The sequence below is a fragment of the Flavobacterium sp. genome, from assembly GCF_021151785.1.
In the GTDB taxonomy this organism is placed as follows: domain Bacteria; phylum Bacteroidota; class Bacteroidia; order Flavobacteriales; family Flavobacteriaceae; genus Flavobacterium.
The window spans coordinates 1-15,831 of the sequence record NZ_JAGKWP010000054.1 but is presented as its reverse complement, the minus strand read 5'-3'; the positions used below and the strand labels follow the sequence as shown (position 1 = coordinate 15,831).

General features: G+C 30.5%; 14 protein-coding genes. 9 read left to right on the top strand and 5 right to left on the bottom strand.

Annotated elements, in window-relative coordinates:
* The first annotated feature begins 18 nt into the window (after nt 1–18).
* Together QZ824_RS07095 and QZ824_RS07090 are read left to right on the top strand one after the other, a co-directional pair.
* A complete protein-coding gene (locus QZ824_RS07095; protein WP_291275326.1) occupies nt 19–1,653 on the top strand; it encodes a S41 family peptidase in 1,635 nt (544 codons plus the stop codon).
* Between the two features lie 9 nt (nt 1,654–1,662).
* A complete protein-coding gene (locus tag QZ824_RS07090) occupies nt 1,663–2,487 on the top strand; it encodes an OmpA family protein (protein ID WP_291275325.1) in 825 nt (274 codons plus the stop codon).
* A 176-nt stretch (nt 2,488–2,663) separates the two neighbouring features.
* On the opposite strand, the gene QZ824_RS07085 is transcribed toward QZ824_RS07090, so the two are convergent.
* From QZ824_RS07085 to QZ824_RS07075, 3 genes are all read right to left on the bottom strand, one after another.
* The gene (locus QZ824_RS07085; protein WP_291275324.1) at nt 2,664–3,110 is read right to left on the bottom strand and encodes a GNAT family N-acetyltransferase; all 447 of its coding nucleotides are present in this window, start codon (nt 3,108–3,110) and stop codon (nt 2,664–2,666) included.
* Nucleotides 3,111–3,187: 77 nt separating this feature from the next.
* The gene (locus QZ824_RS07080) at nt 3,188–4,891 is read right to left on the bottom strand and encodes a lytic transglycosylase domain-containing protein (RefSeq protein ID WP_291275323.1); all 1,704 of its coding nucleotides are present in this window, start codon (nt 4,889–4,891) and stop codon (nt 3,188–3,190) included.
* Nucleotides 4,892–4,991: 100 nt separating this feature from the next.
* Entirely contained in the window at nt 4,992–6,179 is a 1,188-nt protein-coding gene (locus QZ824_RS07075) for a phosphoglycerate kinase (RefSeq protein ID WP_291275322.1), read from the bottom strand.
* A 194-nt stretch (nt 6,180–6,373) separates the two neighbouring features.
* Here QZ824_RS07075 and QZ824_RS07070 point away from each other — a divergent pair, with 194 nt between their 5' ends.
* From QZ824_RS07070 to QZ824_RS07040, 7 genes are all read left to right on the top strand, one after another.
* Nucleotides 6,374–7,534 carry a DNA polymerase III subunit delta' gene (locus QZ824_RS07070; protein ID WP_291275321.1) on the top strand — a complete coding sequence of 387 codons (1,161 nt, stop codon included), beginning with the start codon at nt 6,374–6,376 and terminating at the stop codon, nt 7,532–7,534.
* Nucleotides 7,535–7,561: 27 nt separating this feature from the next.
* A complete protein-coding gene (locus tag QZ824_RS07065) occupies nt 7,562–7,942 on the top strand; it encodes a DoxX family membrane protein (RefSeq protein ID WP_291275327.1) in 381 nt (126 codons plus the stop codon).
* Nucleotides 7,943–8,052: 110 nt separating this feature from the next.
* Complete coding sequence (locus QZ824_RS07060) at nt 8,053–8,643, top strand: TetR/AcrR family transcriptional regulator (RefSeq protein WP_291275320.1); 591 nt, start codon at nt 8,053–8,055, stop codon at nt 8,641–8,643.
* Nucleotides 8,644–8,658: 15 nt separating this feature from the next.
* Nucleotides 8,659–9,972: a TolC family protein gene (locus QZ824_RS07055; protein ID WP_291275319.1), complete on the top strand. Its 1,314-nt coding sequence runs from the start codon at nt 8,659–8,661 to the stop codon at nt 9,970–9,972.
* Nucleotides 9,973–9,987: 15 nt separating this feature from the next.
* Nucleotides 9,988–11,073: an HlyD family efflux transporter periplasmic adaptor subunit gene (locus tag QZ824_RS07050; protein ID WP_291275318.1), complete on the top strand. Its 1,086-nt coding sequence runs from the start codon at nt 9,988–9,990 to the stop codon at nt 11,071–11,073.
* 5 nt (nt 11,074–11,078) lie between these two features.
* Nucleotides 11,079–12,302, top strand: coding sequence for an ABC transporter permease (locus tag QZ824_RS07045; RefSeq protein WP_291275317.1), 1,224 nt, complete (start codon nt 11,079–11,081; stop codon nt 12,300–12,302).
* 1 nt (nt 12,303) lies between these two features.
* Nucleotides 12,304–12,975: an ABC transporter ATP-binding protein gene (locus QZ824_RS07040; RefSeq protein WP_291275316.1), complete on the top strand. Its 672-nt coding sequence runs from the start codon at nt 12,304–12,306 to the stop codon at nt 12,973–12,975.
* Nucleotides 12,976–12,977: 2 nt separating this feature from the next.
* On the opposite strand, the gene QZ824_RS07035 is transcribed toward QZ824_RS07040, so the two are convergent.
* Entirely contained in the window at nt 12,978–15,251 is a 2,274-nt protein-coding gene (locus QZ824_RS07035; protein WP_291275315.1) for a helix-turn-helix domain-containing protein, read from the bottom strand.
* A gap of 61 nt (nt 15,252–15,312) precedes the next feature.
* Nucleotides 15,313–15,831 (bottom strand): OmpH family outer membrane protein (locus QZ824_RS07030; protein WP_291275314.1); only part of this gene is annotated, 519 nt, incomplete at its 5' end.

Sequence of the window (15,831 nt, the reverse complement as noted above, 5' to 3'; positions counted from 1 at the left end):
TAATTAAATCAAGTATTCATGAAATTTTCGTTAAAAAAGAAAATCGTGATTCCGGCAGTATTGTCAGGTTTCCTATTTGTGGGGATGAGCTTTCAAAATGATTTTTTTGAACTAGCCAAACAAATCGAAATTTTCACCTCCATGTTTAAAATTGTGAACCAAAATTATGTGGATGAAACCAATCCTGGTAATATTATGGATGTCGCTATAAAAAACATGTTAAAGGAATTAGATCCTTATACCGTTTTTTTTAACGAACAAGATGTTTTAAAATATAAAATCAACAACACTGGTGAATATACTGGAATTGGGGCTCTAATTACGCGCCGTGACGGTCAATTAATTCTTAGAGAGGTTTATGAAAACATGCCTGCAGATAAAGCGGGTTTTAAAGCAGGAGACGTTATTACTCAAATTGGAGATGTAAATCTAAAAGATTTTAAAGAAGATGCTTCAGCCCTATTAAAAGGAGCTAAAAACACAAAAATAGACATCATTTACACTAGACAAGGGGTTCAGAAAAAAGGACAAATTGTCTTAGATGAAGTTGAAATCAAAGCAGTACCTTATTACAGATTGTTACCCAATCAGACGGGTTATATAGTACTTTCAAAATTCAATGAAAAAGCTTCTGCTGAAACCAAAGAAGCCTTATTAAAACTAAAAGAACAAGGAGCAACTAAGATTATTTTAGATTTAAGAGACAATCCAGGGGGACTATTACATGAGGCTGTAAATATTTGTAATTTATTTGTACCAAAAGACGAAATAATTGTTACTACTAAATCTAAAAATTCGGTTCATAATCACACTTATAAAACAAGAAACGAACCCATTGATACAGAAATTCCATTAGCTGTAATTGTGAACGACCGAAGTGCTTCAGCCTCAGAAATTGTTTCTGGTGCATTACAAGATTTAGACCGTGCAGTTATTGTAGGAAATAGAAGTTTTGGAAAAGGATTAGTTCAACGCCCTTTCAATTTAGCTTATGGAACTCAAGTAAAAGTAACAATTTCTAAGTACTACACGCCTTCTGGAAGATGTATTCAAGCAACGGATTACAGTAAAAAAGATGAGAATGGAAAGCCAATCAAAACATCTGAAAAAGAATACAATGCTTTTAAAACTAAAAAAGGAAGAATAGTGTATGACGGTGGAGGTGTCATGCCTGATATAGAAATTATTGACATGAAATTAAGTACTATTGGTAGAAATATAAGTGAAACTGAAGCGGTTTTTAATTTTGCCACTCAATTGTATTATAAAAATCCAAACACAAAAAAACCAAACGCAATCACAGATACTGATTTCAATGAATTTAAAGCCTTTTTAAAGAAAGAAAAAATCGAAATCAACACCAACACCGAAAAATCTTTAAAATCACTTTTGGAAGCTGCAAAAAAAGAAAAAATTGATAATGAAATTTCTACTGAAGTTAAACAGTTAGAATTAGCTATTGATCGTTCTAAAGACAAAGAATTGGATAAACAAAAAGAAGAAATAAAACGCTTATTATATCAAGAGTTGTTGTTACGTTATGGTTACAGAAATGCTTTCTATGACTATATTTCTAGTAATTATAGCGATATATCAAAAGCTGTTCAACTTCTTAACACGCCTTCTGAATACAATAAAATTCTAAAAAAATAAACGTTAATCATGAAAAAGCTTGTTACTTTTTTTTCTCTATTCTTTATACTTTTAGTTCATGCACAGGAAGAAACAGTACATTCTATTTATTTTGACACCGATGTTTCTGAATTAAAACCTCTTCAATCAGAGGCTGTAGTTGCTTTTTTAAAATTAATTGACACCACACGATTAGAAAGTATTTCAATATATGGTTATTGTGATGATATTGGAAAAGTAGACTATAATTACAAATTATCTCAAAAAAGAGCTAATGGAGTTAAAGACATGCTGATTAAAAAGGGAATTAAACTAAAAATCATTGTCACAATCGAAGGAAAAGGAAAAGTAATGATTGATGAAGATTTAGAAGAAAATGTACCTGAAGCACGTTCAAAAAACCGCCGTGTAGATGTAGTTTTAAACTTTAAACCTTTAGTAATTGAAGAATTAAATATACCGGGCATTTACAAAACCATTAGGAAAGATGCTGTAGAAGGAGATCGGATTTATCTTGAACATGTTTTATTTGAAAAAGGAAGCAGTAGTTTAACCTTTGCGTCCAAAAAAGAATTAGACAAAATAGTATTGCTCTTAAAGCGTTATCCAAAAATATGCATTGAAATTCAAGGTCATGTTTGTTGCACGCCTACTTTTCAAAGGGAAGCAATAGATAAGCAAACAAAAAAAAGAGAATTATCTACAAATCGGGCAAAACGTGTTTATCGCTATTTTCAAGAAAAAGGAATTAGTATTACACGAATGACTTACAAAGGTTTTGGCAACACACAGCCATTGGGTAAAGATGTGCAATATGATAGAAGAGTTGAATTAATTATTACTAAAACAAAATAATATTTAGCAAAATATTCTATTTCCATTAGAACCCTCGCTCTATTTGGTAGAAATTTGAAAACTATTATTCAATATTACAGCAAACGAATTCTCAACAATTTAATTCTAATTCGTCGTTTTTCTTAGCGCTTATTATTATTCAATTTATCCAACAAAAAAACTTAAAAGGTTTTTGTTTAATCAATTCGCTTCATTTCAATATGAGGAATATCATCTTCTAAATACATCTCACTGGTTTGAACAAATCCATGGCTTTCATAAAATTTTTTCAAATATTGTTGAGCAGAAATAGTTATAAAACGAGTATCAAATATTTGCTTTATTGTTTCAATTGAAATTTTCATTAAATCGTGTCCAAATTTTTTGTCGCGAAACACTTCCTTTACAATTACTCTTCCAATTGAAGCATTTTCAAAATATAAACCTGGCGCAAATAAGCGAGAATAAGCCACTAAACCCTCTTCATTATAACCCAAAACGTGTAATGCTTTCTCGTCTTTACCGTCTATGTCTTGATAAACGCAATTTTGCTCCACCACAAACACTTCTGAACGAAGCTGCAGAATTTGATATAACTCTTGTGTAGAAAGCTCGTTAAAACGCTTTATTTTAAATATTAACATAGAGTGAAAATTAGTAAATTAAAAATTGCCACAAAGAAACTAATCTTTATGGCAATCAATAAACTTGAATTTTAATATTATCCTTGAATTTTTAATTTCATTCCAGGCTGAATATTATTGTTAGGTAAATTGTTTTTCTTTTTTAAATCTTCTACAGTTAAATTAGGGAATTTTTTAGTGATTGAAAAAATAGAATCTCCTTTTTGCACTATATAATAATCTTCTTTCACTTCAATTCTTTCTTTCTTTGGTTGAACCGTTAAAGCCTCTTTATTTTCAGAAGGTTTATCTAATGTTACATCGGCAACTGAAGCATCTTCCACTATTGGTTTAACTTCTTGCTTTTTGACTGGTTTCTTAACAATTTCGTTAACCGTGACTTTCTTCTTAGTCTGAATAACCAACGATTGTCCTAAGTTAATATTGCTTCCTTTTACTTTATTCCATTTTCTCAACTCAGCAATTGAAACATTATATTTATCTGCAATTTCAGATAAGGTCTCCCCTTTTTTTACCTTGTGGTAATCTTTTTTAACTACTTCCTTTGTATGTTTCTCAACAACTTTTTCATATTCAATATCACTCATATCTGCTAAAGCAATAGCGACAGTGTCTTTTTTAGCAATACTATCGCGTTTTTGAAGTTTAGCTAATTGTGATTTTCGTATTTTTTCTGCTTCCAAATAATCTACATAAGCATAGATTTTTTCTTCATTAGATACAAATAATCCAATTTTATGTTTAGGCAAACGTAAAAAATACAATTCATCTTCATAAGAAGGAATGTGATTTTTACTATAAGTAGGATTGAAAAACTCTAACTCTTCTACAGTTACGTCTAACAATTCTGCTATTTGTTTAAAAGTTAAAGATTTTCTAACCGCAACGGTATCAGTTTCAAAGTAAGTAACATTAGCTTTACGTGGTTTTAGACCATATTCTTTTTTAAATTCATAAATATACATGGTCGCTAAAAAAGCAGGCACATAATTTGCGGTTTCTTGAGGCAAATATCTTCTTATTTCCCAATAGTCTGTGCTCCCTCCTGCCCTTCTAATAGCTTTAGAAACATTACCTGGACCACAATTATAAGAAGCCAAAACCAAACTCCAATCGCCAAAAATAGCGTACATGTTTGTCATATATTGACACATTGCTTCAGTTGCCTTTAAAGGATCGTGTCTTTCATCGACATAAGAAGAAATATTTAACTTATATTGTTTACCCGTAGCAGGCATAAACTGCCAAATTCCTCCTGCTCCTACTCTAGACTTTGCCCTTGGGTTTAAAGCTGACTCCACAATAGCAAGATATTTTATTTCTAAAGGTAAATTGTATTTAGCCAAATGCTCTTCAAACATTGGAAAATAATATTCTGCCAATGCCATTTGTCTTTCAATACTTTTACTTCTGTTTTTCAAGAAAGCCTTAATAGTATTTTCAAGCGTTGGATTGTACTCAATTACAAAAGGAGAACGAGCATCTAACTTTTTTAATCGGTTTTTAAACAACTCAGTATCAAAATCATAATTTACTTTTTCATCTAAATTTAAATGTTCTATGTCATAAAACATTTCTTTAGACAAATCAGAATTAGCTAATTCACTCAACCAACGCTCATCTATACAAGTACTTGTAGCGTGATTAACAAATGTCGATTTTAACGAATCTAAATACGACATTTTTGGTGAGAATAAAGGCAATTCTTTTTCTTGACTTTCCTGAGCTATTGAAAACTGGCTTGCCAGAACCGACAAGGAAATAATCAATAATTTTCTCATTTATATTCTATATTTTCTCAAGTACTAACTACTTGATAGTTATTATCTATTTCATTTACAAAGAATTACAAACGTAAAACTTTTTAATTTATTATACAATTTATTTTAAAATTGCGGCAATTCCTGGAAGTGTTTTTCCTTCAAGCATTTCTAGCATGGCTCCACCACCTGTTGAAACATAACTTACTTTTGATTCTAAACCGAATTGTTTTACAGCAGCAACACTGTCTCCTCCCCCTACTAAAGAAAACGCTCCATTTTTAGTAGCTTCTGCAATAAATTCACCTAAAGCAATTGTTCCATTTGCAAAAGATGGTAATTCAAAAACGCCTATTGGGCCATTCCAAAGAATCGTTCTTGATTTTGCTATGACTTCTTTAATTTCAGCAAGTGTTTTGGGTCCAGCATCTAAACCTTGCCAACCAGAAGAAATAGCTTTCACATCAACTACTTGCGTATTAGCATCATTTGAAAATGCATCAGCAGCAAGTACATCTATCGGTAGATGAATTTGTACTCCTTTAGCCTTTGCTTTTGCTAAAATTTCTAATGCCAACTCCATTTTATCGTCTTCACATATTGAATTCCCAACAGAACCGCCTAACGCTTTGATGAAGGTAAAGGTCATTCCTCCACCAATAATCATGTGGTCAATTTTGTCTAAAATATTTTCTATAATTGTAATTTTAGTAGACACTTTACTTCCTCCTAAAATAGCTGTAACAGGTTTTTCAGAGTCTTTTAATACTTTATCAATACTCTCTATTTCTTTTGCTAACAAAGCACCAAAACATTTATCATTTGGAAACTCATTAGCTATAATTGTAGTAGATGCATGAGCTCTGTGGGCCGTTCCAAAGGCGTCGTTTACATACACATCTCCTAAACTTGCTAGTTCTCTAGAAAATGCTATATCTCCTGCTTCTTCCTCAGAATAAAAACGAAGATTTTCTAATAATAGAATCTCTCCCATTTGTAATTCTGCAGCGGCTTTTTGCGCAACTTCTCCTCTACAATCTTCAGAAAATTTGACAGTTTTTCCAAATACTTCCTCAATCTTACTTACAATGTGCTTTAAAGAATATTTATCTTCTTTTCCTTTTGGCCTTCCTAAATGTGACATTAAAATAACAGCCCCTCCGTCTTTCAAAATTTTAGCAATTGTGGGTTGTGCTGCTTCGATTCGATTGGCATCTGTTACATTAAAATTTTCATCTAAAGGAACATTAAAATCTACACGAATTAAGGCTTTTTTACCTTGAAAATTAATGTCAAAAATTGTTTTCATACCGAACTAGTTTGTTGTTTTACTTTTAAAGAAACGAGATATAAATCAGCTATTTCTATCTAATTATTGGAATTTTGCAAATATAAGTCATTGATTTTAAAAAGGCGTTAAAAATATCTTATAAATACTTAATAAATTCAGAAAACAACAATTGAAGAAAAGGAAAATTAATTTTTTTTATGTAGGTTTGCTCTATGTTATTTCGCGATGTATTAGGTCAAAACCATATTAAAAACTTCCTTACTACTACGGCAGATAAGGGTAGAATTCCTCACGCCCAATTATTTGTAGGCCCTGAAGGATCAGGCACACTTCCTATGGCCATTGCTTATGCTAGGTATATCCTTTGTAACAATCAAAATGGGGAAAACTCTAACGGAAATAGTGCTTGTAATTTAAAATTTGAACATTTTTCACATCCCGATTTACATTTTATTTACCCGATAACCAGTACAGATGACGTCAAAGGGGATAATGTAGTTAGTGCTAACTTTCTAGCACAATGGAGAGCATTTATTTCTGAAAATCCATATGCAGGTTTATTTGATTGGTACAAGAAATTAGAAATTCCAAAAAAACAAGGAATAATTTCGGTTAAAGATGCCTCAGAAATTGGTAAAAACTTGGCCTTAAAAGCCTATGAAGGCGGATATAAAGTGATGATAATTTGGATGGCAGATAAAATGAATACAGCCGCTGCAAACAAACTATTAAAATTGCTGGAAGAACCGCCTGAAAAAACAGTTTTCATTTTAATCGCAGAAAATACTTCCGATTTATTGCAAACCATAACTTCGCGTTGTCAAATGGTTGATTTCTTGGCATTACCAGAAGAGGTTATAGCTGAGCATTTAGTTGAAAAATACAAACTAGAAGCAAATGCAGCTAAAAAAATTGCCCATCAATCTGAAGGAAATTTCAACAAAGCTCTTCATTTAGTTCATAAAGATAATGATGAGCAAATTTTTGAGCAATGGTTTGTTACTTGGGTAAGAGCAGCTTTTAAAGCTAAAGGAAATGCAAGTGTAATTTCCGATTTGTTGCAATGGAGTAGTCTCATTTCAAAAGAGGGTAGGGAAGTCCAAAAAAACTTTTTATTTTTCTGTTTGCAGTATTTCAGACAAGCGCTATTGCTCAATTATCAAGCTAAAGAATTAGTTTACTTAGAGCCCACTTTTGAAAATTTTAAACTTGAGAAATTTGCTCCTTTTATCCATGGTGGAAACATACAAGAAATTTATCAAGAAATTGAAGAAGCTATTTATCACATAGAACGAAATGGTAACGGAAATGTAATTTTAACCGATTTATCAATTAAATTAACACGTTTATTACATAAAAAAGAAACGTTATAATCAATTAACACAATCAAAAATAGATACATTATGAATCCATTTGCCTTATTATTACTCGCTTTTTTAGCCATTACTTTTTTACAATCTGGTTTAGATAAAATTTTAGATTGGAATGGAAATGTAGGTTGGCTCAAAGGACATTTTTCTCAAACCCTTTTGAAAAACCATGTGCCTGCCGCGTTGCTTATCGTGCTGGCGTTAGAGATTGTAGCTGGTGTACTAGCGGTTATGGGTATCATTGAAAACATAAGTAATCACTCAACTCAATTAGGCGATTATGCTTGTATGGTTTCATGTATAACCCTGCTTTTCTTATTATTTGGTCAACGATTAGCCAAAGATTATGATGGTGCTAGAACTATTGTAATCTATTTTATTCCAGCGCTATTAGGCGTTTATTGGCTTTAATGCTAAAGTATTACCATATGAATTTTTAAAAGACAACGATTATGTTGTCTTTTTTTTTAAAATAATAAACTTTTTTAAAAAGTTAGTGAATATTCACATACATTTGTAATATGAAAACAAAAGTATCATCGAGACAACAAGAAATAATAGAAGTAAGCGGAAAGATTTTACTTGAAAAAGGAATAAAAGGATTAACAACAAAATCTTTAGCAGCTGAAATGAATTTCTCTGAAAGTGCTATATATAGACATTTCCCGTCAAAAGAAGCAATCTTAGAATTATTACTTAATGAATTATACACTTCCATGTCAACACGTTTAAACAGATTGGTTGATGAAAAGACACATGCAATAAAGAATTTAGAAGTAATATTTAACAGTCAATTTCATTTTTTTGCTGAAAACCCTCATTTTCTAATTGCCATTTTATCAGAAGGTTTAATTGATGAATCAACAACAATACAAAACACCATGATGAAAATAATGCAAATGAAAATGAGAATATTACGAGAAATATTAGAGAGAGGTAAAAATAATAATGAAATTATTTCTTCTGTAGAAACGGATGCTTTGTTGCACATTGTTTTAAGTTCTTTTCGCATGCAGATGTTTAAATGGAAAATGGCTCATTTTCAATTTAATAACATAGAAGAAGGTAATAAAATAATGTGTACTACGTTAAAATTAATAGCTTCAAAATAAAGTAGAAAGATGAAAATGAATATGTACTCTTGCATTCAAAAACGTTTCTTTTTTTTATTATTGGTTCAATTAGGTTTTGGACAAACAAATAAAGAGATTAAAAAATTAGAAGAATTAATTATATCTGCCAAAGAGCAAAATATAAGCATTAAAAATCAGACGCTACAAACTGACTTAGCTGCATTAACAAAAAAAACAGCTAAAGGAAATATACTTAACCCTAGAATTCCATCAACAGCACAAGTGATAAATAACTTTAACCAACAAGTTAGTTTTTTGCCAGGACCAATTTTCGGTCAACCTGAGGGAACATTTAAAGCAGTAACCATGGGACAGCAATATGTAAGTACTTTTTCAATCCAGCCACAAATTGATGTGGTGAATCCAGGAACTATAGCATTACTTAAAAGTGCCACTTTAAACGAAGAATTGATTAAAGAACAAAACAAATGGAATGAACAAACGGTTTACAATCAAATTAATAATTTGTACTTCAACATTTTATTACTAAAAAAACAACAACAAATACTTGAGGAAAACAAAAAAACAGCTGAACAAATAGTTACAATAAATCAAAATAAGTTTAAAGAAGGATTACTACGAAAACAAGAATTAAATGAAGCGGAAAGCAATTTGATTGCTATAGATGACAAACTCATACAGCTTGAGCTTACTCTAAAAATTCAAATGGAAACATTGCAAACCTATTACAATCAAAAAGACGTTTTTCTTCTGAAAGAAGACCTAGATCATTATGCTAAAGAAATTTCATTATTAGAGAGTAAAAACAACATAAAAACTAAAATTAGTGAATTACAATATGAAAGTACAGTTCAAGATGTTAAAGTCGCGCAATGGTCGCAATTACCTATTTTAACTTTAATTTCTTCTTTTAATTGGCAAAACCAAAGCAATATCACCTATTTTGATCCTAATTCAAATTGGGTAAATTACAATTATATCGGGTTAAAATTGAGTTGGGATTTTCCTACTACTATTCAAAAAATTTCAACTATTTACGCAAAAAAAATTCAAGCTGAACAATTGAAAAACAATGCTGAACAAGCTGCTAAAGAAAATGATTTAATGAATAAACAATGGGTGTTAGAATATGAAAAAGCAATACAACAATTCCGAAGTTTAGAAAAAATATATGTGTTGAAAAAAGACACATTTGAAAAAAACAAAAATCAATATGATGAACAAATTTTGCCATTAGACAAACTTTTGATTTCACATAATGATTTAATAAATAGTGAGTTAAATTTAGCTTCAGCACTAGCAACAATTGGTTACACTAAATACCGAATTATAATTTACAATAATTAAAAAATCGATTTACATATGAAAAAAATAATTGCTTTTATTAGTACTTTCTTTTTGTTTTCTTGTGGTTCAAAAGATGAAATTCATCCAAAATTAGATACCATTAAAGAATTGGTTTTTGCATCAGGAACTTTAGAGTGGGATCATGCTTATAATTTAACAGCGCAAACAGATGGTGTACTAACTAATGTTTCTTTTGAAATAGGTACACATGTACAAGTAAATCAAATAATTGCAAACATTGATAATCCAACCAATGCGAACAATAGTATATCTAATCAACAACTGACCACAATTGCTAAAATGAATGTTACAGCATCCTCGCCTACATTACAACAAATAAAACAAAACATTCAATTTGCTGAAAGCAAATACGAGCAAGATATCAAACAAGCGAATCGCTATAAACGTTTGTATGAAAGTCAGAGTGTAGCTAAAGTGGAATATGAAAATATGCGTTTAGCAGCAGAAAACTCACTGTCTCAATGGAATACTTTAAAAAAACAATATGAACAAGTATTGCAACAAGCTAGACAGAATGATATAAATGCTGAAAACCAATTAAAAAACAGTAGGGTACAACTAAATTATAATCAAATAAAAGTACCACAAGAAGGAACTGTGATAAAAAAATTAAAAGAAACAGGAGATTATGTAAAGAAAGGAGACATAATAGCTGTGATAGCTGATGCAAAAAAGATGGAATGTGTTTTAAATGTAGATGAAAATAGTATAGCTAAGATAAAAATAGGTCAACCTGTATTCATACAATTAAACACCAATAAACAAAAAGTATTTGAAGGTAAAATAAGTGAAATTTTAACTGCCTATGATGATAAAACACAATCATTTATATGCAAAGCCTTGTTTAATCAATCGTTACCTAATTCCTTATATGGCACACAATTAGAAGCTAACATTCTTGTTGGCGAAAAAAAGAATGCTTTATTAATTCCTAGAAAATACCTTGGTTTTGGCAATAAAGTGAAAGTAAAAAGAAAAGAGGCGGCAGTACTTGTTAAAACTGGAATTGTTTCCACCGAATATGTTGAAATATTATCTGGTTTATCAAGCGAAGACATCATTGTACCACTAGTCCCTTAAAGTATATGAATATTAATTTAGACATAGCAAAAACCTATTTATTTTCTAATAAAAAAATGACAGCTGTTGCTACTTTGGGAGTAGTATTAGGTATGTCTATTTATATATTTATGAATAGTATGCTTGTGGGTTTTGATAAGAGTTCGAGTGCCAGTATTTTTAAAACGACTCCTCATATTAGAATTTATAACGACGATGTCATTAGTAAACCATTGGTTCAAAACTCCAAAGAAAAGTTTATTATCATTAACCCAAAAATTGTTCCAAAAAACAACACCATAATTAATCCAAAATTAATTATAGAAACGCTTTTAAAACAACCAGAAGTAACCGTTGTAACCCCACAAGTCGCTACTAATGTGTTCTTTAACAATGGAAAATCACAAATTGCAGGAAGTGCTATAGGAATTAAACCCGAAGAAGCTAATATTATGTTTGATATCAAATCCTACATGGTAGAAGGTAATTTTGATTTATTGAAATCAAATCCAAACGGAATCATTATTGGAACTGGAATTGCAGAGAAAATGAGTTTAGGAGTTGGAGACAACCTGTCTATCACTTCTTCAAAAGCTGTGACTAAAAATTTAAAAATTATTGGATTATTTAAAACCAACAATTCTAAAGTAGATAAAACAACTTCTTACGTAAATATTGCTAGTGCCCAACAATTTCTTAAAGAAGGAGCGTCTTATGTAACCGATATTAATGTCAATGTTTTTGATCCAGAACAAGCTGAAAAAATAGCCGAAACACTCTCCATTATTTCAGGATACAAAGCAGAAGGGTGGAAGCAAGCCAATGCAACTTTTATGGCAGCTAATAAAATGCGTAAAATCATTATTTTATTTGTTTCATTCACAATTTTAATTGTCGCTGGATTTGGAATTTATAACATATTAAACATGACCATTACGCAAAAAATAAATGATATTGCCATTTTAAAAGCGATGGGTTTCAAGGGAAAAGATGTTATTCGCATTTTTGTTACACAAGCAATATCTATTGGAGTTGCAGGAGTGATAGGAGGGATGTTAATTGCAACAATATTAATTTCGATTCTTAAAAAAGTTTATGTAGGTGGTGATATTGGTTATTTTCCTATTGATTTTGAACCTTTAAAATATTTGCAAGGTGTAATCGTTGGACTAATCATTACCTTTTTAGCTGGTTATATTCCCGCAAAAAAAGCAGCAAAAGTAGATCCAGTAAGTATATTTAGAAAATAAAATGAGTACGATTTTAAAAACACAAAATATCAATAAATTCTTTTATGATCCAATAGAGTTTCAGGTATTAAAAAACATTTCTTTTGAGGTTAAAAAAGGAGAGTTTTTATCTATGATTGGAAAATCAGGTAGTGGTAAATCAACCTTATTGTATATCCTTTCAACAATGGATACCGATTATACAGGAAATTTACATATTGATAATCAATTAGTAACCGATTTAAGTGTCGATCAATTAGCTACAATAAGAAATGAAAAAATTGGTTTTGTGTTTCAATTTCATTATTTGTTAGCTGAATTTAGTTGTTTAAAAAATGTTATGATACCAGCTTTGAAATTAGGCAAATTAAATCATGACGAAATTGAACATAAAGCTTATGAAAAATTAAAAATCTTAGGACTTGAAGACCAAGCGTTAAAACCAGCCAACAAACTTTCTGGAGGCCAGCAGCAACGTGTAGCTATTGCCCGAGCATTAATCAATGATCCTCTACTCATTATGGGTGATGAACCTACAGGAAATTTAGATAGTAAAAATACCCAAATCGTTTTTGATATTTTTCAAGAATTGACCAAAAATTATGGTCAAACTATTATTGCAGTAACACATGATGACGATTTTGCTAAACGTAGCGACCGCATTATTGAAATGAAAGACGGAGAAGTGATTTAATTTCACTTCTTCAAACTCGCTTTAAACAAGCGTAATTCATCCCATGAAAATTGGTCTCCGTATTTTTCTTTAATTTCACCTAAAGGTTCATCATTGTAATTTTTAAAAGCTTCTCTTAATTCGTTTATTTTTTCATCTGATATAATATCATCTAAACGCAACAAATCAGCTTCTAATAATTTGGTAAAATGTCCAAAAATAGTTCCCGCAGACAATTTTCTGATTTCTGCAATTTGGTAAATCGTTTTATTTTGTTTCCACAACTCAAAAGTGGTTTCTAAAGTAGATTTTTTATCCTTTTTTTCTTTTTTCTTAGGTAAATCATAATAAGAAACATCGTCCTCATCCTCTAATAACGAACTATTTTCCGATTTAAAACGGTTCGCAATTGATACTAACTTATTAATTTTAAAATATTTAATCTCATCTGAATACAAAAGTTCTTTTGTAATTTCTGTCTTTTCTATTAATGCATTTAAGAGTATTAAAGCTCTTTTTAAATTGAGAATCGTTTTTAATTGTATTTCTTCCAAAGCTTGTAACTCATCATACAAGGCTTTCATCTTTTTTTTCCGTTTAATTTCCTCTATTTTTAACAACAATTCATCTTCAATAAAATCAATTGTTTTAAAAAAATACTGATAAGCAGCCACACAACGTTCTTTTAGAAATGTAAAATCAACATGTTCTTGACTAAAAATTTTTTTTAATTGTAATGCAAATTTTGTGGACGGTTCTAACAACTGAAATAAGGATTCTGCCTGTGTTGTTGCCCAAATTTTATGTTTGTTTTTAGTCGAATTGGGTAATTCATCTTTAAAACTAAATTGAAAATTACGCCATTCTTGTATTAACTGTTTGAAATCAAATGCATTAATAAACGTTTCCAAAAGATAATTTCGTGTTTCTAGAGTCAATGTTTGCTCTAAAATAGTTGAAGTTGCTTTGTTATTAGCATAGTTAATTACTGATTGATCACTTGTAATTCCATTTAAATTCAACGGAGAAAGCAAAATTAAGCCATTTAAGCCACGAAGTCTAGAAAGCGCTACATAGGCTTGTCCAGGAGCAAAAACTTGCGACACATCAAGCGCTGCTTTGTCAAAAGTTAAACCTTGACTTTTATGAATGGTAATAGCCCACGCCAATTTGATGGGGTAGTGAGTAAATGTTCCTATAACTTCTTCCGAAATTTCCTTTGTGTTATCATCAATAGTGTACTTTATATTCTCCCAAGTATAAAGATCTACATCTATGGTTCTATTTTCTTCGGCAAAGAAAACCCTAATTTCTTTTTCAGCTAATGATTGAATAACTCCCATTTTGCCGTTATAAAATTTTTTCTCTAATGCGGTATCATTCTTAATAAACATGATTTGAGCACCAACACGCAATTCAAGTGTTGGTTCTATCGGATAAATTTTATCTGGAAAATCACCAATTATCTCAGCAGAATAAAAAAAAGAGGGGGTGGTTAAATCATTTAAAGCTTCCTCATTAATTTTATCCGCTTTGTAATTATGAGTTGTTAATGTAATGTAACCTGTATTCTTCTTAAGGTCAAAATCAGGTTGAACATATTTGCTCAAAAACTTAAGATGTGAGGAAGTTATAGTATTGTTTCTCAAATGATTGAGTAATTCAATAAAAACAGCGTCATCTTGTCTAAATATTTTGTCTAATTCAACATACAACGGTTGATTTTCTTGTATTACAAGTGCATGAAAAAAATACATACCTACATAATACTTTTGCAGTAATTGCCATTCTTCAGGTTTAACAATTGGAGGTAATTGTAATAAATCACCTATAAATAAAACCTGACAACCCCCAAAAGGTTTTTCGGAACGTCTCACTTTTTTTAGCATAAAATCCATAGCATCAAGCACATCTGAACGAAGCATACTAACTTCGTCTATAACGAGCAATTCAAGATTTTGAATGATTGCCTTTTTGGTACGATTCATTTTAAAATGACGACCTAAAGTGAAACGACTTTCAAATTTTTGTTGACCAGAAATAAAATTAACTGGCTTATTATCAGGAATAAAAGCGGCAAAAGGCAATTGAAATAAAGAATGAATAGTTACTCCACCTGCATTAAGTGCGGCAATCCCTGTAGGTGCAACAACAGTAGTATTTTTATGTGTAGTAGCAAGAATTTCTTTTAACAACGTTGTTTTTCCTGTTCCTGCTTTACCTGTTAAGAAGATAGGTATATTGGTTTGATTAATAAATTTAAGCACAAATTGTGCCTCGGCTGATACATTTTTCATAGGCGTAAATAATTGATAGGCAAATATATAAAAAAGAAAATCCCGACGAATCGGGATGAAATTATTTTTTTTCTTTGTTGGTTTTGTATTCTTCGTTTAATTGTTTTAACAACTTATCTGTTAAATTATATCCATCTTTAGCATAAATAATATTAGAAGCATCATTTGTTAAGAAGATATAATCAAAACCTTCTTTTTTACCGTATTCTTTAATATATTTTCTAACATCTTTTACTAAAGAATCCTGTTGTTTATTAGTTTGCTCCTCTAAAGCAGCTAAAGCTTGTTGTTTAGCTTGTAAAAATTCTTGTGATCTTTTTTCAAAATCTGCTAAACGTTGTTGATTTTGTTGTACCCAAGCTGGACCATTAGCTTGAGCGGCACGTTGTAAACTCTCTCTTTCTGCCATTAACTGCTTTTCTCTGGTCTCATATGGTCTACCTGCTTCTTCATATTTAACTTTTAATTTATCTGCTTCATCTTTGAATTTTTCATACTTTTCTAAAAGTACAGCTGAATCTATATATCCTGTTTTAAAATCTTCTTTTTTTGTTTCAGTTTCTTGACATGAAAATAAAGT